Source organism: Microbacterium kunmingense (assembly GCF_023155745.1).
In the GTDB taxonomy this organism is placed as follows: Bacteria; Actinomycetota; Actinomycetes; order Actinomycetales; family Microbacteriaceae; genus Microbacterium; species Microbacterium kunmingense.
On the sequence record NZ_JAKNUS010000003.1, the window covers coordinates 152,445 to 176,894 of the forward strand.

The window sequence follows — 24,450 nt, forward strand, 5'->3', positions numbered from 1 at the left end:
CCACCCGTGCCGCGCGGGACCCACCCGTTCCCGACCGACGAGCCTCCCCGGCGGCTAGTCTGATCTCGACCCGGGGAGGTGTCCATGTCCGGCAACAGTGCGCCACCCACGGCAGCCACCCCGACGACCGGTACGACCCGCACGAAACGACGGACGCCGTTCTTCGACAACGCCCGCTTCGTCTGCATCGTCCTCGTGGTCCTGGGCCACGCCATCCAGCGACTCACCTACGACTCCGACATCGCCCTGTCGCTGTACCTGCTCATCTACGCCTTCCATATGCCGGCGTTCGCGCTCATCTCGGGCTATTTCTCGAAGTCCGACGTCCCGGGGAAACGCCAGATGGCGCGGGTTCTGACCGACATCGTCGTCCCCTACGTCATCTTCGAGGGCCTCTGGGTCCTCACGAAGTGGATCGTCGAGGGTCAGGCCGACCCGAACCTCACCCGGCCGTCGTGGACGCTGTGGTTCCTGCTGGCGCTCGGCATCTTCCGTCTCGTGCTCCCCTACCTCGCCCTGCTGAGATGGCCGCTGGCGTGGACCATCCTGATCTCGATCGGCGCGGGCTATCTGCCGAACATCGACTCCACGTTCTCGCTGTCCCGCACGCTCGGGCTCCTGCCGTTCTTCACCCTCGGATGGTGGCTGCGCGAGCGCCGGGTCATCGAGCGGCTGCACCTGCTGGATCGTCGACCGTGGTGGAGCTTCCCTGCCGCGATCGCGACCTTCGCCCTCGCCGGATGGGCCGCCTGGTTCTTCGTCGACGAGTGGAAGCAGATGAACCTCGCGACCTGGTTCTTCTACGACGACTCCTACGCCGACCTCGGCGGAACCGCGTGGTGGGCGGGCGGCGTGCGCGTCGCGCTCATGCTCGTCGCCCTCCTCCTCTCGACCGCCCTGTTCGTCCTGGTCCCCCGCGGACAGAAGTGGTGGACCCACTTCGGCCAGTACACGATGTACGTGTACCTGCTGCACTCCTTCGTCCTCTACCCGTTCCGGGAGTCGGGAGTGCTTCGCGGCCTCGAGCCGACGTGGCTGTGGCTGCCTGTGGTGTGCGTGCTGTCGATCGGCATCGCGCTGGGTCTTGCCACGAAACCCGTGCGTCGGATCTTCCGCCCGCTCATCGAACCGCGTCCGGGCTGGCTGTTCGCCGACCCTTCGCTGGCGACCTCGGAGGGTCGCCGCTCGGATCCTACGGGGTCGCGCCGACCCCCCGAGCCGCCGAGGGCGCGGCCCGTCGCGCCGCCGCACGAGGCCCGCGGTCCCCTCTGATCCGCCGCTTCGTCGGCGTGGCGGTCTCGACGCGACGGTGTCGGTGTGACGGTGTCGGTGTGACGGCGTCGGCGTAACACTGTGCCGGAGGGCGCGTAACACGGCCTGAGGCGTCCGTCTCCTCGACATAGCCTGTCGCCATGACCGACCTGTCGCTGCCGATCCTCGACCTCTCCCGCCTCGACGCCGGGCCTGCCGAAGCCGCCGCTTTCCGCGATCAGCTCCGCGAGGCCACACACCGGGTCGGCTTCTTCTACCTCACCGGCACGGGCGTGAGCCCCGAGCTCGAGAATCGCCTGCACACTGCCGCGCGGGCGTTCTTCGACCTCCCCGAAGCGGACAAGCTCGCGATCGAGAACCTCAACAGCCCGCACTTCCGCGGCTACACCCGGATCGGCGGCGAGCGCACGCAGGGGAAGGTCGACTGGCGCGAGCAGATCGACATCGGCCCCGAGCGCGAACCCGTCACCGACCCGGATGCCGCGGACTTCCACCGGCTCACGGGTCCGAACCTCTGGCCGGCCGCGCAGCCCGAGCTGCGCGAGGTCGTCACCGAGTGGCATGACAGGCTGACCGAGATCTCCCGCGTCCTGCTGCAGCAGTGGGCCCTGGCGCTCGGCGCCGAGAGCGATCACTTCGAGCGTCACTTCGGCGAGCCCGCGAGCCTCATCAAGATCGTCCGCTACCCGGGGACGACCGAGCCCGAGCCGCAGCAGGGGGTCGGCGCGCACAAGGACTCCGGCGTGCTCACCCTGCTGTGGGTCGAGCCGGGGAAGGGTGGGCTCCAGGTCGAGCGCGAGGGTCGGTGGGTGGATGCTCCGGCCGTGCCGGGCGCCTTCGTGGTGAACATCGGCGAGATGATGGAGTACGCGACCCAGGGGTACCTCGTCGCCACGAATCACCGGGTGATCTCGCCGCGCTACCCCGATGACCGCATCTCGGTGCCGTTCTTCTTCAACCCCGCCCTGGACGCCGCGCTGCCGTTGGTCGAGCTCCCGGCGGAGCTGGCCGCGGAAGCTCGGGGCGTCACCGAGGACCCGTCGAACCCCATCCATTCACTGTTCGGCGAGAACGCCCTGAAGTCGCGGCTGCGGGCGCACCCCGATGTCGCGGAGCGGTGGCACGCCGACCTCCTGGCCGCGCGCACCTCCTCCTGACCCCCCGCCTCGCCGAGGTCGACCCCTCACAACATCCGCGAGAGTGCATCTGCGCGCCGAGAATCCGGGGTCACCCCGCATCCTCGGCGCGCAGTCGCACTCTCGGTGACGCGATCGTTCGTGAGCGCGTGACGTGGCCGGTCACCCGAAGACGAAGAGAGCCGCCCGACACCTCGGGCGGCTCTCACAAGAACGTTTTGCGCGATTGAACGCTCGGTCGCGATTAGCGGCGGAGCCCCAGGCGCTCGATCAGCGACCGGTAACGGTTGATGTCGATGTCCTGGAGGTAGCCGAGCAGACGGCGGCGCTGACCGACGAGCAGGAACAGCCCACGACGCGAGTGGTGGTCGTGCTTGTGCTCCTTGAGGTGCTCGGTGAGGTCCTTGATGCGCTGCGTCAGCATCGCGACCTGCACCTCGGGGGATCCGGTGTCACCGGGGTGCGTCGCGTACTCTTCGATGATCGCCTTCTTGACGTCTGCTTCGAGTGCCATAGATGGGATCCCCTTTCTCCTCATTGCGCGGTGCCCGACGCCCGATGCGTGAGCTCTCTTCATCCGCGGCCGATCCAACGGCAACTGCACGAGTCTACCAGCCCTCTCCCGAGACGACGACGCGGAGCCGGACGGTCGGATACCGGCGGAAAACGGACGAGGCGCTCGCCCACGCTCCGCCGGCGGTCGGCGCGACCGTAGTCTCACGACGTGACCACCGGAGACCTGATGACAGCGCCCTCGAGGACCCGCAGACCCGAGGCGTCCATCGTCGCGCAGTTCTGCCTCGCCGGTGTGGTCTGGGGCTCGAGCTTCCTCTTCATGAAGATCGCGCTCGAGGGTGTCGGCCCCGGCCAGGTCGCGTGGACCCGGTTGATCCTCGGCGCACTCGCGCTGGGCGTCATCGTCGCGATCCGTCGTGAGCGGATGCCGCGAAGCCTCCGCGTATGGGGACACATGACCGTGCTGGCGCTGTCCTTCTGCGTCATCCCGTTCCTGTTGTTCTCCTGGGCGCAGCAGCACGTCACCTCGGGGCTCGCGAGCATCTACAACGCCACGACGCCCATCATGACGGCGATCATGGCGGGGCTGCTGCTTCGGGTCGAGCGGCTGAGCCGCGAGCAGATCGCGGGCATCGCCCTGGGTATCACCGGTGTGCTGGTCATCATCGGCCCCTGGCAGGGACTCGATCTTTCGCAGAGCCTCGTCGCGCAGCTCGCGATCCTCGGAGCGACCGCCTGCTACGGCTTCAGCCTCGCCTACATGCGACGCTTCGTCGCGCACACAGGGATGTCGGCGTTGACGTTCTCGTTCCTGAACATCGGCATCGCCGCGCTCATCATGCTGGCGCTGACGCCCGTGATCGCGTGGGCGCCGGTGCAGCTGACCCCCGTGATCATCCTCAGCCTGATCCTGCTCGGCGCCCTGGGCACCGGGCTGGCCTACGTGTGGAATCAGAACGTCGTGCGGGCATGGGGCCCGACCGGCGCATCCACGGTGACCTACCTCACCCCGGTGATCGGCGTCGTCCTTGGCATCCTGGTGCTCGGAGAGCGTCTGAGCTGGAACGAGCCGGTGGGCGCGCTCGTCGTCTTCGCCGGGATCGTCCTGGCTCAGGGGCGCCTGCGCCGGTGGCGTGTGCGCGGAGGCGTCAGCCGACGGCGATGAGGTCGATCACGAAGATGAGCGTCTTGCCACCGAGGAAATGACCGCCGCCTTCGCCGTAGGCGAGGTGCGGGGGGATCACCAGTTCGCGTCGGCCGCCGACCCGCATGCCGGGGATGCCGTCCTGCCATCCCTGGATGAGGCCGCGAAGGGGGAACTGGATGCTCTCGCCGCGATTCCACGACGAGTCGAACTCCTCACCCGAGTCGAACTCCACACCGACGTAGTGGACGGTCACCTGGTCGCCTGGGCGGGCCTCCGCCCCCTCCCCCACGATCAGGTCGCGGATCTCCAGCTCACGGGGAGCGGGGCCTGCGGGAGCGTCGATCTCGGGCTTGGTGCGGTCATCCGTCATGGCTCCATCCAAGCCCAGGCGCCGCTCCCGGTCAACGCGACCGGCGCGACGAACGGGGTCTTGACAGCCGCAGGCGCGGCTCGGCATCCTGATGTCAGGCCGACTCAGCGCCCGGTAGACACGCAGGCATCGCCGCGGCACCGGGCGCTGAGTTCTGTCCGTCCAGGCGCTCCTCCCCCGGGGTCAGGGCGCGAACAGCGCAGCGCGCGCGGCGGTGACCCGCGCCAGGAGGACATGCTCATCCTCGGCGGCACGCGGATCGCGGCCGGTGATCGACCGCTGCCGAGCGGCTGCGAGCGCGGTGGCGTCGTGGATGAATCCCTTCATCGTCGCCGTGCGGTCGCCGCGCAGCCCCGCCGCCCACGCCAGTGCCGCGCGACGGCCCGACCCGGTCGCCAGCATGTCGACTTCCTGCGTCGTAAACCAACCCGCGGTGGCGTAATCCGACAGCCGTTCCCCGGTGAGGCGGGCCTCCTCACGGCGGAGCCCCAGTATCCCCAGGATGAACAGGATGAACAGCGGCACCTGGAGGGTCAGGTAGAGGCCGAAGAAGTCGCCGAACACCGCCGAGCCGTTCCAGAACGCGTGGAGGAGGATCGCGCCGGCGAGCCCGATGAGGAAGGGCCCCATCGCGTCGCGCACCCGACCGCTCCTGCGCGCGGCGAGCCCCAGTGCGAAGCCGATCACACTGGTGAACATCACGTGCGCGAACGGAGAGAGGATGCCGCGGAGGAAGAAGATCTGCGAGACGTCGGCGACTCCCCCCTCGATGAACCCGATGCCGAAGTACTGGATGTTCTCGGTGAACGCGAATCCCGCTCCCACGAGCGCGCCGTAGACAATGCCGTCGATAGGACCGTCGAAGGCCCGGCGGGCGGTGAGGAAGATCAGCAGGACGCCGAGGCCTTTGGCGACCTCCTCCACCACGGGAGCCTGAACGACCGCCGACAGCGCGTCGCCGAGCGGTGTGGAGCCGAACCCGAACACGAAGCCCAGCAGCAGGTCGACCCCCAGCGCGATTCCGACCGACGCGATCGCGCCCCAGGCCACGGCCAGCACCATGAGACCGCGGGGCTCGGGCTCCCACCGATCGATGAGCCTGATGGCCAGGAGGACGCCGACGAGGGGGATCAGGGCCGCCACACCGCCGATGATGGATGCGGCGGGCCCCAGCGCATTCAGGAAGTAGCCGACGAGCGCGATGAGGATGAGTACCAGCAGCGCGGCGATCCACAGGGGTGCCGAGCGGCCAGCGCGCGGCAGCGCGACACCGGCTGTGGGGATCGGAACGGGTTCTGGCGACACCCGCGCCTGCGGGATCGAGGCCCCGTGCGCGACCGGTGGCTGGGCGAAGACCGTGGGAAATGCCGGGGGAACGAGCGAGGGGGCCCCGCCCCCGAGACCGGCCGAGTTCGTCATGGCGAACAGCCTATGCGGGCGCGCGCCGCACCGCGGGGAGCGCGTCCCATTGCGTATACCGTGGAGGGATGCGCTTCGCCCACGTGACCGCTTCGGACCACGCGCGGCCCCGCCTCGTGCTCGTCCCCGGCGACGATGAGGCCGTCTTCGTCGACGAGCTCTTCCCCGGAGCGCCCGCCACCCTGCAGGCGCTGGTCGAGGGCGGGGACGATCTGCTGGCGAAGGTCGCGGATGCCGCTGCCGATGCGCCGCGGCATCCTCTCTCACCCTTCGGATTCGCCTCGGCCGTCCTGGGCCCGCCGGCCATCCTCGCCGTGGGCCTGAACTACGCCGCGCACTCGGGGGAGCTGGGGCTGAAGACCGATGCGACGCCGACCGTGTTCGTGCTGTGGCCGAACTCGCTCACCGGTCACGACGCGACGACGTCGTGGCCGCGGAGTCTGAGCGAATCGGTGGACTACGAAGCCGAGCTCGGAGTGATCATCGGCCGCCCGGCGAAGGATGTCGCGATCGACGACGCGCTCGCGCACGTGTGGGGCTACACCGTGGTCAACGACATCACCGCGCGCGACATCCAGTTCTCCGAGGCGCAGTGGTCGCGTTGCAAGTCGTTCGACGGTTTCACCCCGACCGGCCCCTTCGTCGTCACCGCCGATGAGGTGCCCGACCCCCAGGACCTCCACATCTGGACCGTGCTCGACGGTCGCACCCTGCAGGATGCCTCGACCGGCCAGATGGTCCGGTCGGTGGCCACACTCATCGCGTCGCTCTCGCAGTCGGCCACCCTGCTGCCGGGAACCTTGATCTCCACCGGCAGTCCCGGGGGTGCGGGATACTCCCGCGACCCGCAGGTGTTCCTCCGCGACCGCTCGACGGTGACGGTCGGCATCGACGGGATCGGCGAACTCACCACCCATTGCCGCATTCTCGACTGACCACGAGGCAGGGCGGGCCGCTAACGGCTCACCGCCCTACCTCTCCTAACTCAGGGCGTGGTCGTGACGACCTCACTGCATGGCACTTGTACGCCCCACACGTTGACGATCGCGTCCGGATTTGCGACACAGGTACTGGCCGCGCTCAGTGACGGGATGACCAGCGCGAAGACGATGATGAGCGTCACGATGATCGAAAGCGCGCTAATGACTATGGCGGCGACAGCCCAGCCGTTGCCGCGACCCGCCTTCCTGCTCTGAACGAGCGCCACGATGCCGAGAATGAGTGGGATGAGAGCGAGCCAGCTGAGAACGATCGACAGCACGAACGCGACGATGCCGAGGGTCTTGCCGGGGACCGGCGCTCCCGGGGCGGGCGGGGAGTTGTACGCGGGCGGAGGCGCCGAGCTGTAGGCGGGCGGGTTCTGCGGAGCGCTCGGCGGAACGGCGCTCGGGTTCTGCGGATCGGTCACGGTGGCTCCTTGATGACGGGAAAACGGTTCAGGTTGCGAACGAACGCTATCGGTCCGCGCCGGACAGCGCCAGCCTGACGCGCCGCGCTGGAGCGCGGTCAGTCCGCCCGTTCCGAGACGAGGTTCTCCGCCGGCTGGACGAGCGGGATCGCCGCGGTGGTCGCCTCCAAGCCCGACAGTCTCGCGGGAGAGAGCTGCTTGGTGACCTCCTCGCGCGACATGAGCCCCGCCTCCACGACGAGGTCGGCGATGTTGTGCCCGGTCAGCAGCGCGGTCTTGGCCAGCGCCGCTGCCGCCGCGTACCCGATGAACGGGGTGAGGGCCGTCACGACTCCGACGGAGGTGCCGACCATGGCGCCCAATCGCTCGCGGTTCGCGGTGATGCCGTCGACGCAGTTCACCCGGAGCGTGTGCATGCCGCGGCGCATCCAGGTGATCGACTGGAAGATGGAGTGCGCGATCACCGGCTCGAAGGCGTTCAGCTGCAGCTGCCCCGCCTCCACCGCCATCGTCACGGTGAGGTCGGCGCCGGCGACGGCGAAGGCCACCTGGTTCACCACCTCGGGGATGACGGGGTTGACCTTCCCCGGCATGATGCTCGACCCCGCCTGCCGCGGCGGGAGGTTGATCTCGCCGAATCCCGCCTGCGGGCCGGAGGAGAGGAGCCGGAGGTCGTTGCAGATCTTGGACAACTTGATCGCATTGCGCTTCAGCGACGCCGAGAACGACATGAATGCGCCGGTGTCGCTCGTGGACTCGACGAGGTCGGTCGCGAGCTCGAGGTCGAGGCCGGTGATCGCGCGCAGATGCGAGAGCACCGCCCTGCTGTAGCCGGGAGGGGCGGTGATGCCCGTACCGATGGCGGTCGCGCCCATGTTGATCTCGTACAGGAGATAGGCGTTCTCGGTCAGGCGGTTGTAGTCCTCGCCGAGCGTGGTGGCGAAACCGTGGAACTCCTGTCCGAGGGTCATCGGCACCGCATCCTGGAGCTGCGTGCGGCCGACCTTGAGGACGTCGTGGAACTCGCGCGCCTTCGCGAGGAACGCGTGGCGGAGCAGGTCGAGCTCGTCCAGGAGCGTCTTCAGGTCCAGGCTCAGGCCGACCTTCACCGCGGTCGGATACACGTCGTTCGTGGACTGGCTGCGGTTGGTGTCATCGATCGGCGACAGGAAGGAGTAGTCGCCCTTCTGCCGCCCCGCGAGTTCGAGGGCGATGTTGGTGATGACCTCGTTGGCGTTCATGTTCGTCGAGGTCCCCGCGCCGCCCTGGACCACTCCGACGACGAACTGGTCGTGATACTCGCCGTCGATGACCAGCTGTGCGGCGCGGTCGATGAGGTCGGCCTTCGCCGGGTCGAGGACGCCGATGTCGCGGTTGGCCCGCGCCGAGGCCTGCTTGACCATCGCCAGGGCCCGCACAAGGTCGCGGTACACCGAGATCGGCCGCTTGCTGACGGGGAAGTTCTCCAGCGCCCGGGCGGTGTGGATGCCCCAGTAGGCGTCGGCGGGGATCTCGAGGGATCCCAGCGAATCGGATTCTGTGCGGGTGCGCGTCGTTGCGTCCGGGGCCATCGAAAGTCCTTTTGGGTCGCGGCGGTCGGTGATCCCCCGAGCCTAGTCACGACTCCTCATCGCGCCGGTGGCCCCGGCGTACAGCCGAGACGTGCCCACTGTCCGCGGCGTCCCTCCCTCAACGCCGTTTGCGCGAGAAGACCTCGAGCCGCTCCTCGGGGCTCAGGCGCGACATCCGCTCCGCCCACTCCGGCGAGAAGTAGTCGCCGGTCGGCGCGTCGACGACGGGCACCACGTCGTGCGTGATGGTCGTCGGGTAGACCCGGACGACGTGGAACGACTGCCCGGCGTCGAAACCGTTCACCTCCAGCGCGGGCAGACCGAGATTCATGCCGTAGCAGGTCGACGACGCCACCGAGACGGGGATCCCCGCGAACGTCGCACTCGTGGAGTAGTGCAGGTGCCCGGCGAGGATGGCGCGGACGTCGGTCCCCGCCAGCACCCGGGCGAGACGGGATTGATCCCGCAGCTCGAGGATGTCGAACAGGGGCAGCGGCGACGGGATCGGCGGGTGATGCATCGCGAGGATCGTCCCGAGCGGCGCAGGCTCGGCGAGCACCTCCGAGAGCCAGGTCAGCTGCGCGTCATCCAAGTCGCCGTGATGCCAGCCGGGGACGGTGGTGTCGATCCCGATGACGCGCAGACCCCGCAGATCCCACACCCCGTCGATGGGAGCGTCGGTGGGCGTCTCGCCGAGCAGGTGGTGACGCATCGCGGGACGTTCGTCGTGATTGCCCGCCACCCAGATCACGGGCGCGTCGAGCGCCTCGGCGACCGGTTCGACCAGTTGCCGGAGGCGCCGATACGCATCCGGCTCGCCCAGGTCGGTCAGGTCGCCGGTGATCACGAGGGCGTCGGGCCGGGGACGCATGCGCTCGATCAGCCGGAGCGTGACCGCCAGGTGCTCCTCGGTGTCGATACCCGGACCGTGAAGCGCTCCCCCCGCCAGCAGGTGGGTGTCGCTTAGGTGCAGCAGCACCCGATCGGGCGGGGGGTACTGTCCGAATCGGAAGGGTGCCGCGTCCATGCCCCGAGCCTAACCAGGCCCACCCCCGCCGTTCCGGCCGGACCTCAGTGATTGAACACGATGAGCAGGATGCCGCTGATCACCGCCGCCGCGCAGACCCCGAAGCATCCGTAGGCCGCGTACAGGGCGAGACGCTTCTGCGCAAGGGTGAGCGGGTTCTTGCGCGCCGCCTTCGCGGCCGCCTTCTCGGCCCGACGGCGCTCCTTCGGAGTGATCACGGTGATCGCGTCGGTGAAGTCCGCGGGTGCGACCACCGGGACGCGGCCCGCACGCACCAGCATCCGGAGCCCGAGGGCGTAGAAGAGCACCACGGTGACGGCGGCGGTCAGCGCCGCCAGGAAGACCTGGACGAAGGCGAACCAGTCGATCGCGATCACGAAGCATCCCTTCCGGACGGACCGTCCTGGGCCGGGTCGTCCGGGCCCCCGGACCCCTCGCTGCCCGCGCTCCGCGTCGCGGCGGCGACGTGCTCGCGCTGCCGGCGCGTGGGCGGTGGAGTCTCGGTCACGTCGACGGCGTGGACGGAATCGGCCACCTCGCTCATCGCATTGTCGGCACCGACGGCGTTCCGCCGCGAGAGGAGGTAGATCCCGCCGACGACGACGGCCGCGAGGACCGCGTCGATCAGCACCCCCCACGTCCCGAGCCAGACCACCACGAGCGCGGCGAGGGCTCCGACGCCCCCGGCGGCCGGAAGGGTGAGGACCCACCCGATCATGATCCGCCCCACGGTGCGCCAGCGGACGATCGAGCCGCGCCGGCCCAAACCCGAGCCGATGACCGAACCCGACGCCACCTGGGTGGTCGACAGCGCGAACCCGAGCGCGCTCGAGGCCAGGATCGTCGAGGCCGTCGACGCCTCAGCCGAGAACCCCTGCGCCGGCTTGACGTCGGTGAGTCCCTTGCCGAGGGTGCGGATGATCCGCCACCCGCCCATGTACGTGCCGAGCGCGATGGTCACCGCGCAGGCGACGATGACCCACAGCTGCGGATCGGCGCCGGTCTGCCAGCCCACCGTGATGAGAGCCAGCGTGATGACGCCCATCGTCTTCTGCGCATCGTTCGTGCCGTGCGCCAGCGCCACGAGCGACGAGGTGAAGATCTGCCCCCAACGGAAGCCGTCCCTCCCGTCGGGCCGGCTGTCGTAGCGCCGCGTGACGGCGTAGGCGACCTTCGTCGCGGCGAAGGCGATGAGCCCGGCCGTCAGGGGGGCGATGACCGCCGGCAGGATGACCTTGGACAGCACGACACCGAAATCGATGGCGAGCACCCCGACCCCCACCAGCGTGGCGCCGATGAGTCCCCCGAACAGTGCGTGCGAGGAACTGGACGGGAGCCCCAGGAGCCAGGTGAGCATGTTCCAGGTGATCGCGCCGATGAGGCCGGCGAAGATGATCGCGGGGAAGACGTCGGCGGAGATCTGATCCTCCCGGATCATTCCCCCCGAGATGGTCTTGGCCACCTCGGTGGAAAGGAACGCGCCGACGAGGTTCAGCACCGCAGCGAGCAGCACGGCGACCCGCGGCCGCAGGGCACCGGTGGCGATGGGGGTCGCCATCGCGTTCGCGGTGTCGTGGAAGCCGTTGGTGAAGTCGAAGAAGAGCGCGAGTGCGATGACCAGGATGATGACGAGAGCTGCGGTGTCCACCGGATGCTTTCGAGGAAGGGGCGACGACCCCGACGAGGGGTGAACGAAGAGTTCACCGGGAATTCAACAACCGGTAACCGGCCATTCGGAATCCTCCCACCCGGCCGCACACGGGTCAATTCCAGGTCGTCGGAGGCGCAGTAGCGTTGATGCTCGTGACCACCTCTGCTGCCTCCGCTCCGATCCCCGACCGACGCCCCGTCGAGCGCGCGCACCACGGCGATGTGGTGAACGACCCCTACGAGTGGCTGCGGGCGAAGGAGGACCCGGCCGTCATCGCCCACTTAGAGGCAGAGAACGCCTATACCGCCGCCCGCACGGCGCACCTGTCGGGTCTGCGGGAGCGGGTGTTCGAGGAGATAAAGTCCCGCACCCTGGAGACCGACCTCTCCGTCCCCAGCCGTCAGGGCGACTGGTGGTACTACGGCCGCACCGTGGCAGGGAAGCAGTACGGCATCCAGTGCCGCGCTCCCCTGGCGGCTCCGGATGACTGGACCCCGCCGGTGCTCTCACCGGATGCCGAGGTGCCCGGCGAGCAGATCCTCCTCGACAGCAACGTCGAGGCGGAGGGCCAGGAGTTCTTCTCCCTCGGCAGCTTCGACGTCTCGACCGACGGCACGCGCATGCTCTTCGGCGTCGATGTCGCGGGCGACGAGCGCTACACCATCCGCGTCCGCGACCTCGTGACGGGCAGCCAGCTTCCCGACGAGATCCCCGACACCTTCGCGGGAGCGAGCTTCTCGCCCGACGGAAGGTTCATCGTCTACACCACGGTCGATGACGCCTGGCGCCCCGACACCGTGTGGCTCCATGAGATCGGCACACCTGTCGAGGACGACACGAAGCTGTTCTACGAGCCCGACGAGCGGTACTGGGTGGGCGCGGGATTCACACGCAGCGAGCGCTACCTCATCATCAGCCTCGGCTCATCCATCACCTCCGAGGAGTGGCTCGTCGACGCCGCCGACCTGCGCTCCGAGCCCAGAGTGGTGTGGCCGCGTCGCGAGGGCGTGGAGTACGACATCTCGCACGCGGTCGTGGACGGCGAGGACGTGCTGTACATCCTCCACAACGACGGCGCGCTCGACTTCGAGCTGGTGCGCGTCGCGGCCGCCGACCCGCAGGGAGCGCGCCTCAGCGTCATCCCCCACCGTCCCGGCATCCGTCTGCTCGGATTGTCCACCTTCCGCGACTGGGGCGTGATCGGCTATCGCCGCGAGGGCCTGGCGCGGCTCGGGATGCTCGACTACGGCACCTCGACGGTGTCGGAGATCGCCTTCGAGGAGCCCCTCTACGCCGTCGGCACCGGAGGGAACCCCGAATGGGCGCCGCCCCTTCTGCGGCTGTCCTACGGCTCGTTCGTCACCCCCGGCACGGTCTTCGACTACGAGGTCGCCACCGGCGAGCTGATCCTCCGCAAGCGCCAGCCGGTTCTCGGGGGCTACGATCCCGCCGAGTACGGCCAGGCGCGGGTGTGGGCCGCGGCCGACGACGGCACGAGCGTGCCGGTGTCTCTGGTGTGGAAGCGGTCGTTCAGCGAGCCCGGCGAGGCGCCGCGACCCGTGCATCTCTACGGCTACGGCTCCTACGAGCACTCCATCGAGCCGGGCTTCTCGGTGCCGCGGCTGTCGGAGCTCGACCGCGGCGTCATCTTCGCCGTCGCCCACGTGCGCGGGGGCGGGGAGATGGGCCGGCAGTGGTACGAGGACGGCAAGCTCCTGGCCAAGCGCAACACCTTCACCGACTTCGTGGCCGCCGCGCGGCACCTCATCGACAGCGGATACACGACTGCCGACCGGATGGTGGCAGAGGGCGGGAGCGCGGGCGGGCTCCTCATGGGTGCCGTGGCCAACCTCGCTCCGGAGAGCTTCGCCGGGATCCTCGCCGACGTGCCGTTCGTCGACGCGCTCACGACGATCCTCGACCCGTCGCTGCCGCTGACCGTCATCGAGTGGGACGAGTGGGGCGATCCCCTGCACGACGCGGACGTCTACGCCTACATGAAGTCGTACACGCCCTACGAGAACGTGCGGGAGGGAGTTCGGTATCCCCGGATCCTCGCCGTGACCTCGCTCAACGACACGCGTGTGCTGTACGTCGAACCGGCGAAGTGGGTCGCGCGGCTGCGCGAGGTCGGGGCCGACGCGCTGCTGAAGTGCGAGATGGTCGCCGGGCACGGGGGCGTGTCGGGCCGCTACAACGCCTGGCGCGAGCGCGCCTTCGAGCTCGCGTGGCTGCTGGACGTGCTCGGCGTCGCGGACTGAGCCGGCGCGCGACCCGGCGCGCGCACCGCGCGTAACCGCGGGCGGCGGGGGTCGACACGCCGGGTCGGCGCGCCGGGTGTCGGCGTGTCGGGCCTGACCCCCACGGTTGCGCACGGGCCGGCGCGGCGCGAAGCGCCGGCGCGGTGCGCGCCGACGACGTCAGCCGAAGAGGGCGGCGGCCTCGTCGTAGCGGTACCGCGGCACGGTGTTGAGCTCTCCCAGCGCCTCGGCGAAGGGCACCCGCACGATGTCGGTGCCGCGGAGGGCGACCATCTTGCCCCACTCCGCGTCCATCACCGCGTCGGCGGTGTGAAGCCCCAGGCGCGTGGCGAGTACCCGGTCGAATCCCGAGGGCGATCCGCCCCGCTGGATGTGGCCCAGCACCGTGGCGCGGGTCTCGATCCCGGTGATGCGCTCGATCTCAGGCGCCAGCACCTCGCTGATGCCGCCCAGTCGCGGACGGTTGAAGGCGTCGAGCCCCTTGTCGCTGAAGGCCTCGTCCATGCCCTTGAGCTTGAAGCCCTCCGACACGACGACCAGCGGCGCCCGGCCGCGGTCGTGCGCCTTGGTGACCAGCTCGCAGATGTCGTCGATCGTCAGCGGCACTTCGGGGATGAGGATCGCGTGCGCGCCGGCGGCGATACCGGCGTGCAGGGCGATCCATCCGACGTGACGCCCCATGACCTCGGCCACCATGCAGCGCTGATGCGAGTCGCCGGTGGTGCGCAGGCGGTCCATCGCCTCCGAGGCGATGTTGACGGCGGTGTCGAACCCGAACGAGTAGTCGGTGGCGCGCAGGTCGTTGTCGATCGTCTTCGGGACGCCGATGACGTTGATGCCGTCCTTCGACAGTCGATCAGCGGCGGCGAGCGTCCCCTCGCCGCCGATCGCGATGATGCCGTCGATGCGGTGGCCGTAGAGGGTCTTGGCGATGTTCTCCGCTCCCCCGCGCGAGCCCTCGTACGGGTTCGTGCGGCTCGTGCCGAGGATCGTGCCGCCGACCTTGGACAGGCCCTTCACCTCATGCCGGGTGAGGGGGAAGAAGTCCGCGTCCACCACGCCGCGCCAGCCGTCGCGGATGCCGACGAACTCCAGGTCGTAGTTCGTCGTGCCCTTCAGCACGACGCCGCGGATGACGGCGTTCAGGCCGGGGCAGTCGCCGCCGCTGGTCAGGATGCCGATCTTCATGTGTGTCCTTGGTGCTCTCGGGGTGGGGCTATCGGCGACGCTGCCTCACCCCGAGAGTACTGCCGGATGCCACGGGCACACCAACCCGGTGCACCAGGCTCCGCTCAGACCTCGCCCAGCGCCCGCCGGGTCAGGTGCATCAGCGCCGACAGCTGCACCGAGTCGCTGGACTCGGGGTCGACGGCGATGCCGTCGAGGGCGCGCTGCGCGAGCCCTTGCTTGGAGTCGATCAGCTCGGCGATCTTGGTGTCGATCGTGTGCGCGGCGATGATGCGCCACGCCGTGACCGGCTCCGCCTGGCCGATGCGGTGCACGCGGTCGATGGCCTGGGTCTGCTCGGCGGCGGTCCACGACAGCTCCGCCAGCACGACGTTGGAGGCCGCCTGCATGTTGACGCCGACTCCGGCGGCCGTCAGCGAACACACCGCGACCCCGACCTCCGGGTCGTTGTTGAACGCGTCGATCGCCTCCTGACGTGCCGTTGAGGTCTGGTCGCCGCGCAGCGACACCGACCGCACCCCGGACGCACGGAAGTGCGCCTCGGCGGCGTCCATGACGTCGATGTGCTTTGCGAAGAAGACCACCTTGCCGACCGACCGCTGCAGCTGCACCGCGTAGTCGGCGGCGAGATGGGCCTTGGCCTGACCGATGCGACGCACCATGGTGAAGACGTTCTCGGAGCCGGTGCCCTGCGCCTTGGACTCGTCGAGCTCGTTCTGGGCGACCAGACGCACGATGTCGTCGTCGAGCTCACCGGGCAGGTGCAGCGTGCCCTGGCCCTGGCGCGCGGTCCCCCGCGCCTCGATGATGCGGCGGTAGCGCGCGGCGAGGCGTTCGCCGAGCTCGCGCTCGGCCTGGCGGATGGATCGACCGAATTCGTCGTCGAGCTCGACCGGGAGGTCGGCGATGAGCTTGTCGGGGAGGTCCTCCGCGACATCCGTCTTCAGACGCCTGACGATCCCCATGGAGATGACCGCCTCGCGGGCCGCGGGGTAGAACGCCTTGTCGGCCGGGGTGAGCCCGGACTCGTCGAGCTTCGCCATCAGCTCGGGGCCGGGCTTCTCGCCGGTGGTCCACCCGAGGAAACGCCAGATGGCGTCGAAGTCCTCGACGTCGTTGATCAGCGGCGTTCCGGTGAGGGCCAGCATGAGGGGGTCGCGCACCTGCTCGCGGATGCGTCCCGCCAGGGCGAGGACGTTCTGCGAGCGGAGCGACGTGAGGTTCTTGATGAAGTGCGCCTCGTCGACGACCATGCCCTTCAGCCCGATGGAGCTCAGCCACGACAGGTGCCGGTCGAGGATCTCGTAGTTGACGATGAACACGTCGGCGAAGGCGTCCATGGTCTCGCCGTCGCCGTGGATCACCGTGGCGCGGCGCTGCGGCGTCCAGCGCGCGACCTCGCGCGCCCAGTTCATCTTCACCACGTTCGGGACGACCGCCAGCAGCGGATAGGCGTCGGCGACCGAGGCGGCGAGCACCGACTCGGCGGTCTTGCCCAGGCCCGGCTCGTCGGCCAGGAGGAACGACCGGTGTCCCTGACGCACCGCCTCGAGGAAGCGCGACTGGTGGGGCATCACCTCCAGCCCCTTGGGCGAGAGACGGTCGAACTCGGGGACGGGGGGAAGATCCATGGATGCCGCGCCGCCGCCGGCGCCGGTCTCGAAGGCCTTGTACAGGGGGCCCATGAGCTCCCATCCGTCCAGGCGTCGCCGGATGTTCTCCTTCGGCGCCAGGCGCGAGAGGTCGGGCGCGAGGAAGGGATTCGCCATCTGGCGGGCCTCGACGGTGGGGGGCACGACCTGTCGCTCGGCGAGCGCGGCGGGCACGACCTGGGTCGGCGCCGGCGCGCTGTCGGTGATGATCAATTCGTCCGGGGGCAGCTCCGCGCCGGATTCGAGCAGCCAGTCGCGCCGCATGCGGCGTGCGACCGGGGAGGTCGCCTGGTCGACCTCGAGCAGCTGGATGAGCGAGGTGTCGCGCGCGGCGGTCTTGGCCAGGATCGTCGCGACGCCGTCGAGCCGCTTCAGCAGCTCCGCACGGGTGGCGTCGGTGATCTCGGTGTCGGCCTTGACCCGCGCGCGCTCCTCGCGCACGAGGAACGCGATCACCTGGAACTTGACGCGGTTGGTGGGGCCGAGTTTGCCGCGCTGGGCTTTGGCTTCTACCTCGCGCACCTTGCGGGCGAGAATCGGGATGACGGGGGCGTCGTCGTCGCGGCGCGACGAAGACCTTCTGCGTCCGGATGCAGAGCGCGAACGCGAATCCTGGGCGGGTGCCGTGGTCGGCATGCTCCTCCTGAGCGTGAGTGCCGGTGAAGACCGGCGGGTGTCCGGCGAAGCCGGTGAGAGCGACGGGGTCCGCGGGCGGCGATCCGTCACGACGCGGGTCGGAGTCCTCGGCCGGGTGGCTGCAGGCACTCGCTTCAGCGAGCTGCGGCGACGCCGATGAGATCTCCGGCAACGATTCTAGCGTGCCGTCGGACCGCGCGCCCACCCGGGCCGCCGCCCGCGGCGCGTCGGGTCATCCCCAGAGCGTCTGGACGATGTCCTCGCTGTAGCCCTCCGGGGTGAAGTTGACGTACGCCGTGGCCACCCAGCCGTTGTCTCGGACGACGTGGACCTCGCCGCGGGTGTACGGCACGTCATCGAGAGAGACTCCGCGCTGCTCGATGCGGCAGATCGTGCCGCCGAGTGCGTCCTCGCAGCCGAAGCCCGCCTCCAGCAGGCCGGTGCGCAGCGCCGCCGCCTGCGTCGCATCGATGACGGTGACGGTGGTGGCCAGGCCCGACTCGCTCGGCACGCCCCAGGAGCAGCGGATCGACGGGGGCCCTGCGGCGAGGATCTCCAGGCCCACGGCGTTCTCGGTGGAGTACATCGTCACGCCGGGGTCGTTCAGGGGCGGATTCTGCTGGTTGAGGGAGTCGAGCATTCCCGCCGAGTAGATGTCCTCGCACCGCTCCGGCAGCTGGAGCGTGTCAGGGAGCATCGTCTCGATCGGCGAGGGCGTCGGTGCCGGAGACACCGGAGTGGCACCGTCGGACGGGGTCGGGCTCGAGGTCGACGCGGACGGCGACGGCGTCGAACCGGGCTCGGGAACGCAGCCGGATGCCAGGACGAGGACCGCCATCGCGCCGGCGGTGGCGACGACAGCGCGTCGGATGCTCATCATGGGTGCCCCTTCCCCTCGGACGTCCGGATCTCGACGATACCCGCGGGAGTAGGGTGAGCGCGTGACCGATCAGCCGGCGACACGGGAGCGTGTCGTTCTCCTCGTCGCGATCCTCGCGTCATTCGTGGCGTTCCTCGACAGCACGGTGGTCACCGTCGCTCTTCCCGCCATCGCCGAGGAGCTCGGTGGAGGGCTCGCCACCCAGCAGTGGGTGGTGGACGCCTACCTCATCACCCTCGGAGCGCTCATCCTCGTCGCGGGCTCCCTCAGCGACGTGTTCGGCCGTGTCGTGGTGCTGGTGTGGGGACTGATCGGGTTCGGGGTGACCTCCATGGCGATCGCCGCGGCGCCGACGGCGGAGTTCCTCATCGTCGCGCGCGGGCTCCAGGGCGTTGCCGGTGCGCTGCTGGTGCCGAGTTCGCTCGCCCTCCTCACCGCGACCTTCCGGGGGCCTGCGCAGGCGCGCGCGATCGGCACCTGGACGGGCGCGACGACGGCCGCGATGCTCGTCGGTCCGCTCCTGGGCGGCGTCTTCGTCGACCTGCTCTCCTGGCGCCTGGCGTTCCTCATCAACGTCCTCCCCATCGCGGTGACCCTTCTCTTTCTTCCGCGGATGGGGCTCGCCGAGAAGCGCGACCCCGCGCGCAGTGTCGATTGGGCGGGCGCGGTGATGTGCGCGATCGGACTCGGCGGGGTGGTGTTCGCCCTCATCGAGCAGCCGAACCTCGGCTGGTCCTCGCCCCTCATCTGGGCGACGCTCCTCATCGGCATCCTCGCCTTCGCGGGGTTCCTCCTCCGCCAGCGCCTGGCACGGAGTCCGATGATGCCGCTCGGGCTCTTCCGCGTCCGCAACTTCTGGACCGGGAACATCGCCACCGCCTTCATCTACGGCGCGCTGTCGCTGAACGGGTTCGTCGTCGGGGTGTACCTCCAGCAGGGGGCCGGGCTTCCCGCGACCCTTGCGGGACTGGCGATGCTTCCGAGCACCGTGCTGCTCATCGTGCTGAGCTCGCGCGTCGGCGCGCTCGCGGGCAGGATCGGCCCGCGCCTGTTCATGACGGTCGGACCGCTGCTCATGGCCGTGGGCGCCCTGCTGCTGCTGACCGTGTCGGAGGAGTTCGACTACTGGTGGCAGGTGCTGCCGAGCGTCGTCATCTTCGGTCTGGGCCTCGCGCTCACGGTATCGCCGCTCACCTCGGCCATCCTCGGTGCCATCGACAGCTCGCGCTCGGGAATCGCCTCGGCGGTGAACAACGCCGTCGCCCGCGTCGCGGGTCTGCTGGTCATCGCGGCCCTCGGCACGATCGTGGGCGGGTCGCTCGACCTCGACGGCTTCCACCGGGCCGCGATCGTCACCGCGGTGTTCCTCGCCATCGGCGGCGCGGTGTCGTGGTTCGGGATCCGCAACCCCGCGGCAAGCGAGAGCCCGGCGGAGGTCAGGTGAGGCGCATGGACCTCAGATGAGGCTCTTGGTGTGCCAGACCGTCTTCACCTCGGTGAAAGCGCTGATCCGCTGCAGGCTCGGCGCTGCCGCATCCGGTCCCTGTTCGGGCGGAAGCACACGGGTGAGTGTCTCGGCCGCCTTCACCTGCAGGTCGACCCAGTCGATGTCTCCCGCACCGACGAGGTCGAGCGCGTGCACGTCGGGGTGACCCGCCAGCCACGGCGCGATCTCGGCAGGCGACCCGGTCAGGATGTTCACGACGCCGCCGGGCAGGTCCGAGGTGGCAAGCACCTCGGCCAGGCTGACGGCCGAGAGCGGGAAGGCCTCGGAGGCGACGACGACCACGCTGTTGCCGGTGACGAGCGCCGGCGCGATCGCCGAGACGAGGCCGACGAGTGCGGTGTCCTGCGGGGCGATCACGCCCACCACACCGGTGGGCTCGGGCACGGACAGGTTGAAGTAGGGCCCGGCCACGGAGTTGGCGTTACCGGTGACCTGTGCGTACTTGTCGCACCAGCCGGCGTACCAGACCCACCGGTCGATGGCTTCGTCGACCTCGGCGGCCGCCTTGGACTGCGACAGTCCGGTCTGCGCGATGATCTCATCGACGAACTGGCCGCGGCGACCCTCGAGCACCTCGGCGACGCGGTAGAGCACCTGACCGCGGTTGTAGGCCGTGGCGCCCGACCAGGTCTTCACGGCTCCGACGGCGGCACCGACCGCATCGCGCGCGTCCTTCCGCGAGGCCTGCGCCGCGTTGGCGAGGAAGGCCCCACCGGGAGAGCGGACTTCGAAGGTGCGCCCGGACTCGCTGCGGGGGAAGGCTCCGCCGATGAAGAGCTTGTAGGTCTTGGGAACGGTCAAACGCTGTGTCATGTCCTGGGTCCTCAGCTGTTCGCGGTGCTCTTCAGGTACGCCAGCAGGCCGTGGCGGCCGCCCTCGCGTCCATAGCCGGATTCCTTGTAGCCGCCGAACGGGCTCGAGGGGTCGAAGCGGTTGAAGGTGTTGGCCCACACGACGCCCGCGCGGAGGCGATCCGCGACGGCGAGGATGCGCGACCCCTTGTCGCTCCAGATGCCGGCCGACAGGCCGTAGGGGGTGTTGTTGGCCTTCTCGATGGCCTCCGCGGGGGTGCGGAAGGTGAGTACGGACAGCACCGGCCCGAAGATCTCGTCGCGCGCGATGCGGTGGCTGGTCTGCACGCCGGTGAAGATCGTCGGCGGGAACCAGAAGCCGTTGTCGGGGATGACGCAGTCCGCGCTCCAGCGCTCCGCGCCCTCCTCCTCGCCGATGCGGCTCAGTTCGCGGATGCGGTCCAGCTGCTCCCGGGAGTTGATCGCGCCGATGTCGGTGTTCTTGTCCAGCGGATCGCCGAGACGCAGGGTGGACAGGCGCGCCTTCAGCCGGTCGACGACCTCGTCGTGGATCGACTCCTGCACGAGCAGACGGCTGCCCGCGCAGCAGACGTGACCCTGGTTGAAGAAGATCCCGTTGACGATGCCCTCGACGGCCTGATCGATCGGCGCGTCCTCGAAGACGATGTTGGCCGCCTTGCCGCCGAGCTCGAGGGTGAGCTTCTTCGGGGTGCCGGCGACCGCGCGGGCGATCTCGCGTCCGACGGCGGTCGAGCCGGTGAAGGCCACCTTGTCGACGCCCGGATGACGCACGAGCGCCGCGCCGGTCGCACCGGCCCCGGTGATGATGTTGACCACGCCCGGCGGCAGGTCGGCCTGCTGCAGGATCTCCGCGAACAGCAGAGCCGACAGGGGCGTCGTCTCGGCGGGCTTCAGCACGACGGTGTTCCCCGCGGCCAGGGCCGGGGCGACCTTCCACGCGAGCATGAGCAGCGGGAAGTTCCATGGGATCACCTGGGCGGCCACCCCGAGCGGGCGGGGGTTCGCGCCGGCGCCCGCGTGATCGAGCTTGTCGGCCCACCCCGCGTAGTAGAAGAACCATGCCGCGACCTGGGGGATGTCGACGTCGCGACTCTCCTTGATGGGCTTGCCGTTGTCGAGGCTCTCGGCGACAGCGAGTTCGCGGGCGCGCTCCTGGACGAGGCGGGCGATGCGGAAGAGGTATTTCCCGCGATCGCGCCCCGACATGGTCGACCAGGTCTTGTCGAAGGCGCGGCGCGCGGCCGCGACGGCGGCGTCGACGTCGGCGTCGTCGGCCTGGGCGACGGTGGCGATGCGCTTCTCGTCAGCCGGCGACACGGTGTCGAACGACGGGCCCGATCCGGGGCGGAACTCGCCGTCGATGAAGAGCCCGTACTCGTCCTGCAGGGTGAGGATCGACCGGGACTCGGGTGCCGGGGCGTAGTCGAGGAAGGACATGGATTCTTTCGTGGTGTCGAGCTCGCGGGTCATCCGGGTCTCCTCAGTCGATCGTGACGTAGTCGGCGCCGGTGTAGTGGCCGGTGCGCAGCTTCTGACGCTGGCGGAGGACGTCGTTCAGCAGGGACGACGCGCCGTAGCGGAACAGGTGGGGCTGCAGCCACTCCTCCCCCACGGTCTCGGCGACGAGCACCAGGTAGGCGATGGCGTCCTTGGCGGTGCGGATGCCCCCGGCGGGCTTGACGCCCACCCGCTGCCCGGTGGCGCGGTACCAGTCGCGCACCACTTCGAGCATCAGCAGGGTCGTCGGACGCGTGGCGGCCGGCTGCACCTTGCCGGTGGAGGTCTTGATGAAGTCCGCGCCCGCGAGGATCGCCAGCCAGGAGGCGCGCTTGATGTTGTCGTAGGTGTTCAGCTCGCCGGTCTCGAGGATGACCTTCAGCGACGCGAAGGTGCCGTCGGCGCGGCGGCACGCCTGCTTGACCTGGACGATCTGGTCGAAGACGAGCCCGTAGCGGCCGGAGAGGAACGCCCCGCGGTCGATCACCATGTCGATCTCATCCGCCCCGGCGGCCACCGCTTCGGCGGTGTCGGCGAGTTTGATGGCCAGCGACGAGCGGCCGCTCGGGAACGCGGTGGCCACGGCCGCGACACTGATGAGGCCGTCGTCGGGGTCGCCGTGCGCTGCGCCCAGCGCCGCCACGGCGTCGGGGACCATGTCTCCGTACACGCAGACCGCGGCCACGCGCGGGCAGGTGGGGTCGGCGGGGTCGGGGGTGAGCGCCTTGGCGACGAGCGAGCGCACCTTGCCCGGGGTGTCGGCACCTTCGAGGGTGGTGAGGTCGATCAGTTCGATGATGCGGTCCAGGGCCCAGGCCTTGGAGGTCGTCTTGATCGAGCGCGTCCCCAGCGCCGCGGCGCGCTGCTCGAGTCCGACGGCGTCGACGCCCGGGAGCCCATGGAGGTAGCGCCGGAGGGTCGTGTCGTCCGGCTCACCGCCGAGGAGATCGACGGCGCGCTCGGCGAGCGTCTGCAATTCGGTGCGGCTCATGGCCCTTCCCTTTCCCGGTTGCCTGCGGTCGGGCAAACCTCAAGCCTAGACGGTCAGCGCCGCCCGCACACGGTCGACGTCGTCGGCCATCTGCGCGACGAGTTGCGGAATGCTCTCGAAGGCGCCCATGCCCCGGATGCGATGCCGGAACTGCACCTCGACCCGGTGACCGTAGAGGTCGAGGTCGGTCTCGTCCAGCACGTACGCCTCCACCTGCCGACCGGTGACATCGTCGAAGGTGGGGTTCGTCCCGATGCTGATGGCGGCGGGATAGCGGATGCTGCTGCGCGGCCCCCCCGGCGGACTCGCCCCCATCGGGCCCTCGTCCACGAGCCATCCGGCGTAGACGCCGTCGGCGGGGACGTACCCTTCGCGGTCGGCGGAGAGGTTCGCGGTGGGGTAGCCCAGCTCCCTCCCCCGCCGGAAGCCGTGCACGACCTCGCCGCGCACCGACGGCGCCCGCCCGAGGAGCTTGGCGGCGGTGTCGACGTCGCCCGCCTCGAGGAGCTCGCGGATCCAGGTCGAGGACACGCGACGCTCGCCCTCCACGGCGCGCACGTCGTCGACGACCTGGAGGGAGAAGCCGTACTCGCGGGCGAGCGTCTCGAGAAGTCCGACATCGCCCGCGCCACCGCGCCCGAATCGGAAGTCGCGGCCCACGAGCAGCATCGCCACCCCGAGGGCGTCGACGAGCAGCGTCCGGACGAACTGCTGGGGGTCGAGGTCGGCGAGCGCCCGGTCGAAGGTCAGCATCAGGGTCGCGTCGACACCGGCCTCTGCGAGGAGCCGCAGTTTCTGATCGGGGCCGACGAGGCTCACCGGGCAGAGGTCGGGACGAAGGAGCGCGAGCGGGTTGCGGTCGAAGGTGACGGCGACGACCGGCAGGCCCATGGAGGCGGCGTTGACCTTCGCACGCTCGATCAGCGCGCGATGGCCGGCGTGGACGCCGTCGAATTTCCCGATGGCGACGACGGAAGGCCCGAATCCCCGGGGGATCTCCTGCGGCGTGCGGAAGACGATCATCGCGCCACCGCGTCGGCGGGCGTCGCCTCAGGCCGCCCCGTCGTCGGGCGATGCAGGATCAGCCACCAGAGCCCCAGGAAGGGCAGGACGAGCGGCACGAGCAGGTACCCCGCTCCGAACCACGACCAGACGGTGGGGTGGGCGAACAGATCGGGCAGGACGAAGCTGAGCGTTCCGACGACGAGTACGCCGGCGAGCTCGAAGCAGATCGCGATCCATGCCACGCGGTACCAGCCGCGTGAACCCGAGAAGACCAGCGCGAGCGTGGCGAGGATGTACACCACTGCGGCAAGGGCGGAAAGCGTGTACGCCAAGGGTGCCTCGGCGTACTCGCGCACGATCTGGACGAAGGATCGCCCGGTCGCGGCGAGCGCCATGATGCCGTAGACGATGACGAGGACGCGACCGATTCCGGTCATGCGGGGGCGGGGGGACGAGGACATGGCGTACCCCATCCTACGTTCG

Annotated in this window: 22 protein-coding genes; 6 read left to right on the forward strand and 16 right to left on the reverse strand. The window is 69.7% G+C overall.

Translation table 11 applies throughout. The features are described from left to right. Positions 1 to 84: 84 nt before the first annotated feature. The gene (locus MA875_RS05725) at positions 85 to 1,272 is read left to right on the forward strand and encodes an acyltransferase family protein (RefSeq protein ID WP_248240932.1); all 1,188 of its coding nucleotides are present in this window, start codon (positions 85 to 87) and stop codon (positions 1,270 to 1,272) included. Between the two features lie 140 nt (positions 1,273 to 1,412). Then, positions 1,413 to 2,429 (forward strand): isopenicillin N synthase family dioxygenase, encoded by a 1,017-nt coding sequence (locus MA875_RS05730; RefSeq protein WP_248240933.1) that lies wholly within the window; start codon positions 1,413 to 1,415, stop codon positions 2,427 to 2,429. Positions 2,430 to 2,652: 223 nt separating this feature from the next. On the opposite strand, the gene rpsO is transcribed toward MA875_RS05730, so the two are convergent. Continuing rightward, the gene (rpsO, locus tag MA875_RS05735) at positions 2,653 to 2,922 is read right to left on the reverse strand and encodes a 30S ribosomal protein S15 (protein WP_005048780.1); all 270 of its coding nucleotides are present in this window, start codon (positions 2,920 to 2,922) and stop codon (positions 2,653 to 2,655) included. Between the two features lie 228 nt (positions 2,923 to 3,150). Here rpsO and MA875_RS05740 point away from each other — a divergent pair, with 228 nt between their 5' ends. Continuing rightward, complete coding sequence (locus MA875_RS05740; protein ID WP_248241353.1) at positions 3,151 to 4,089, forward strand: DMT family transporter; 939 nt, start codon at positions 3,151 to 3,153, stop codon at positions 4,087 to 4,089. Here MA875_RS05740 and MA875_RS05745 read toward each other — a convergent pair. Beyond that, positions 4,073 to 4,441 carry an FKBP-type peptidyl-prolyl cis-trans isomerase gene (locus tag MA875_RS05745; RefSeq protein WP_248240936.1) on the reverse strand — a complete coding sequence of 123 codons (369 nt, stop codon included), beginning with the start codon at positions 4,439 to 4,441 and terminating at the stop codon, positions 4,073 to 4,075. The two genes, MA875_RS05740 and MA875_RS05745, sit on opposite strands and share 17 nt — an antisense overlap. A gap of 183 nt (positions 4,442 to 4,624) precedes the next feature. Then, positions 4,625 to 5,860 (reverse strand): PrsW family intramembrane metalloprotease, encoded by a 1,236-nt coding sequence (locus MA875_RS05750; protein ID WP_248240937.1) that lies wholly within the window; start codon positions 5,858 to 5,860, stop codon positions 4,625 to 4,627. Positions 5,861 to 5,928: 68 nt separating this feature from the next. Here MA875_RS05750 and MA875_RS05755 point away from each other — a divergent pair, with 68 nt between their 5' ends. After that, positions 5,929 to 6,795: a fumarylacetoacetate hydrolase family protein gene (locus MA875_RS05755; protein WP_248240939.1), complete on the forward strand. Its 867-nt coding sequence runs from the start codon at positions 5,929 to 5,931 to the stop codon at positions 6,793 to 6,795. Positions 6,796 to 6,845: 50 nt separating this feature from the next. Here the strand turns inward: MA875_RS05755 and MA875_RS05760 are convergent, their stop codons facing one another. From MA875_RS05760 to MA875_RS05780, 5 genes are all read right to left on the reverse strand, one after another. Further along, entirely contained in the window at positions 6,846 to 7,268 is a 423-nt protein-coding gene (locus MA875_RS05760) for a DUF4190 domain-containing protein (RefSeq protein WP_248240942.1), read from the reverse strand. Between the two features lie 98 nt (positions 7,269 to 7,366). Then, positions 7,367 to 8,839, reverse strand: coding sequence for an aspartate ammonia-lyase (locus MA875_RS05765; protein ID WP_248240944.1), 1,473 nt, complete (start codon positions 8,837 to 8,839; stop codon positions 7,367 to 7,369). Positions 8,840 to 8,957: 118 nt separating this feature from the next. After that, on the reverse strand, positions 8,958 to 9,866 hold the full coding sequence (locus tag MA875_RS05770; RefSeq protein WP_248240945.1) for a phosphodiesterase: 909 nt from the start codon (positions 9,864 to 9,866) through the stop codon (positions 8,958 to 8,960). A gap of 44 nt (positions 9,867 to 9,910) precedes the next feature. Further along, positions 9,911 to 10,243 (reverse strand): peptidase, encoded by a 333-nt coding sequence (locus MA875_RS05775; RefSeq protein WP_248240947.1) that lies wholly within the window; start codon positions 10,241 to 10,243, stop codon positions 9,911 to 9,913. Further along, positions 10,240 to 11,514: an inorganic phosphate transporter gene (locus MA875_RS05780; RefSeq protein WP_248240950.1), complete on the reverse strand. Its 1,275-nt coding sequence runs from the start codon at positions 11,512 to 11,514 to the stop codon at positions 10,240 to 10,242. Before MA875_RS05780 ends, MA875_RS05775 begins: the two co-directional genes overlap by 4 nt. A gap of 155 nt (positions 11,515 to 11,669) precedes the next feature. On the opposite strand from MA875_RS05780, the gene MA875_RS05785 reads away from it, so the two are divergent. Then, positions 11,670 to 13,778: a S9 family peptidase gene (locus MA875_RS05785; protein ID WP_248240952.1), complete on the forward strand. Its 2,109-nt coding sequence runs from the start codon at positions 11,670 to 11,672 to the stop codon at positions 13,776 to 13,778. A gap of 159 nt (positions 13,779 to 13,937) precedes the next feature. Here MA875_RS05785 and MA875_RS05790 read toward each other — a convergent pair whose 3' ends face one another. From MA875_RS05790 to MA875_RS05800, 3 genes are all read right to left on the reverse strand, one after another. Further along, on the reverse strand, positions 13,938 to 14,966 hold the full coding sequence (locus MA875_RS05790) for an ATP-dependent 6-phosphofructokinase (RefSeq protein WP_141937916.1): 1,029 nt from the start codon (positions 14,964 to 14,966) through the stop codon (positions 13,938 to 13,940). Positions 14,967 to 15,070: 104 nt separating this feature from the next. Then, positions 15,071 to 17,254, reverse strand: coding sequence for a DEAD/DEAH box helicase (locus tag MA875_RS05795; RefSeq protein WP_248240954.1), 2,184 nt, complete (start codon positions 17,252 to 17,254; stop codon positions 15,071 to 15,073). Between the two features lie 232 nt (positions 17,255 to 17,486). Then, on the reverse strand, positions 17,487 to 18,131 hold the full coding sequence (locus tag MA875_RS05800; RefSeq protein WP_248240956.1) for a hypothetical protein: 645 nt from the start codon (positions 18,129 to 18,131) through the stop codon (positions 17,487 to 17,489). Between the two features lie 64 nt (positions 18,132 to 18,195). Between MA875_RS05800 and MA875_RS05805 the strand changes: the two genes are divergently transcribed. Further along, positions 18,196 to 19,578 (forward strand): MFS transporter, encoded by a 1,383-nt coding sequence (locus MA875_RS05805; protein ID WP_248240958.1) that lies wholly within the window; start codon positions 18,196 to 18,198, stop codon positions 19,576 to 19,578. Positions 19,579 to 19,590: 12 nt separating this feature from the next. Here MA875_RS05805 and MA875_RS05810 read toward each other — a convergent pair whose 3' ends face one another. From MA875_RS05810 to MA875_RS05830, 5 genes are read right to left on the reverse strand one after another with little or no spacing between them, the layout of a single operon-like run. Continuing rightward, positions 19,591 to 20,454 carry an aldehyde dehydrogenase family protein gene (locus tag MA875_RS05810; RefSeq protein WP_248240960.1) on the reverse strand — a complete coding sequence of 288 codons (864 nt, stop codon included), beginning with the start codon at positions 20,452 to 20,454 and terminating at the stop codon, positions 19,591 to 19,593. A gap of 11 nt (positions 20,455 to 20,465) precedes the next feature. Next, the gene (locus tag MA875_RS05815) at positions 20,466 to 21,911 is read right to left on the reverse strand and encodes an aldehyde dehydrogenase family protein (RefSeq protein ID WP_248241355.1); all 1,446 of its coding nucleotides are present in this window, start codon (positions 21,909 to 21,911) and stop codon (positions 20,466 to 20,468) included. Between the two features lie 43 nt (positions 21,912 to 21,954). Beyond that, positions 21,955 to 22,962: a deoxyribose-phosphate aldolase gene (gene deoC / locus MA875_RS05820; protein ID WP_248240962.1), complete on the reverse strand. Its 1,008-nt coding sequence runs from the start codon at positions 22,960 to 22,962 to the stop codon at positions 21,955 to 21,957. 45 nt (positions 22,963 to 23,007) lie between these two features. Further along, positions 23,008 to 23,985, reverse strand: coding sequence for a bifunctional riboflavin kinase/FAD synthetase (locus tag MA875_RS05825; RefSeq protein ID WP_248240963.1), 978 nt, complete (start codon positions 23,983 to 23,985; stop codon positions 23,008 to 23,010). Beyond that, positions 23,982 to 24,428 carry a hypothetical protein gene (locus tag MA875_RS05830; RefSeq protein WP_248240964.1) on the reverse strand — a complete coding sequence of 149 codons (447 nt, stop codon included), beginning with the start codon at positions 24,426 to 24,428 and terminating at the stop codon, positions 23,982 to 23,984. The genes MA875_RS05825 and MA875_RS05830 overlap by 4 nt, the downstream gene beginning before the upstream one ends. Positions 24,429 to 24,450: the final 22 nt, after the last annotated feature.

Coding starts and splice junctions, on each gene's coding strand:
- MA875_RS05825 (WP_248240963.1), bottom strand. CDS start 23,985: ATGATCGTCTTCCGCACGCCGCAGGAGATCCCCCGGGGATTCGGGCCT.
- MA875_RS05755 (WP_248240939.1), top strand. CDS start 5,929: ATGCGCTTCGCCCACGTGACCGCTTCGGACCACGCGCGGCCCCGCCTC.
- MA875_RS05765 (WP_248240944.1), bottom strand. CDS start 8,839: ATGGCCCCGGACGCAACGACGCGCACCCGCACAGAATCCGATTCGCTG.
- MA875_RS05800 (WP_248240956.1), bottom strand. CDS start 18,131: ATGAGCATCCGACGCGCTGTCGTCGCCACCGCCGGCGCGATGGCGGTC.
- MA875_RS05810 (WP_248240960.1), bottom strand. CDS start 20,454: ATGACACAGCGTTTGACCGTTCCCAAGACCTACAAGCTCTTCATCGGC.
- MA875_RS05830 (WP_248240964.1), bottom strand. CDS start 24,428: ATGTCCTCGTCCCCCCGCCCCCGCATGACCGGAATCGGTCGCGTCCTC.
- rpsO (WP_005048780.1), bottom strand. CDS start 2,922: ATGGCACTCGAAGCAGACGTCAAGAAGGCGATCATCGAAGAGTACGCG.
- MA875_RS05750 (WP_248240937.1), bottom strand. CDS start 5,860: ATGACGAACTCGGCCGGTCTCGGGGGCGGGGCCCCCTCGCTCGTTCCC.
- MA875_RS05740 (WP_248241353.1), top strand. CDS start 3,151: ATGACAGCGCCCTCGAGGACCCGCAGACCCGAGGCGTCCATCGTCGCG.
- deoC (WP_248240962.1), bottom strand. CDS start 22,962: ATGAGCCGCACCGAATTGCAGACGCTCGCCGAGCGCGCCGTCGATCTC.
- MA875_RS05795 (WP_248240954.1), bottom strand. CDS start 17,254: ATGCCGACCACGGCACCCGCCCAGGATTCGCGTTCGCGCTCTGCATCC.
- MA875_RS05790 (WP_141937916.1), bottom strand. CDS start 14,966: ATGAAGATCGGCATCCTGACCAGCGGCGGCGACTGCCCCGGCCTGAAC.
- MA875_RS05730 (WP_248240933.1), top strand. CDS start 1,413: ATGACCGACCTGTCGCTGCCGATCCTCGACCTCTCCCGCCTCGACGCC.
- MA875_RS05815 (WP_248241355.1), bottom strand. CDS start 21,911: ATGTCCTTCCTCGACTACGCCCCGGCACCCGAGTCCCGGTCGATCCTC.
- MA875_RS05725 (WP_248240932.1), top strand. CDS start 85: ATGTCCGGCAACAGTGCGCCACCCACGGCAGCCACCCCGACGACCGGT.
- MA875_RS05745 (WP_248240936.1), bottom strand. CDS start 4,441: ATGACGGATGACCGCACCAAGCCCGAGATCGACGCTCCCGCAGGCCCC.
- MA875_RS05770 (WP_248240945.1), bottom strand. CDS start 9,866: ATGGACGCGGCACCCTTCCGATTCGGACAGTACCCCCCGCCCGATCGG.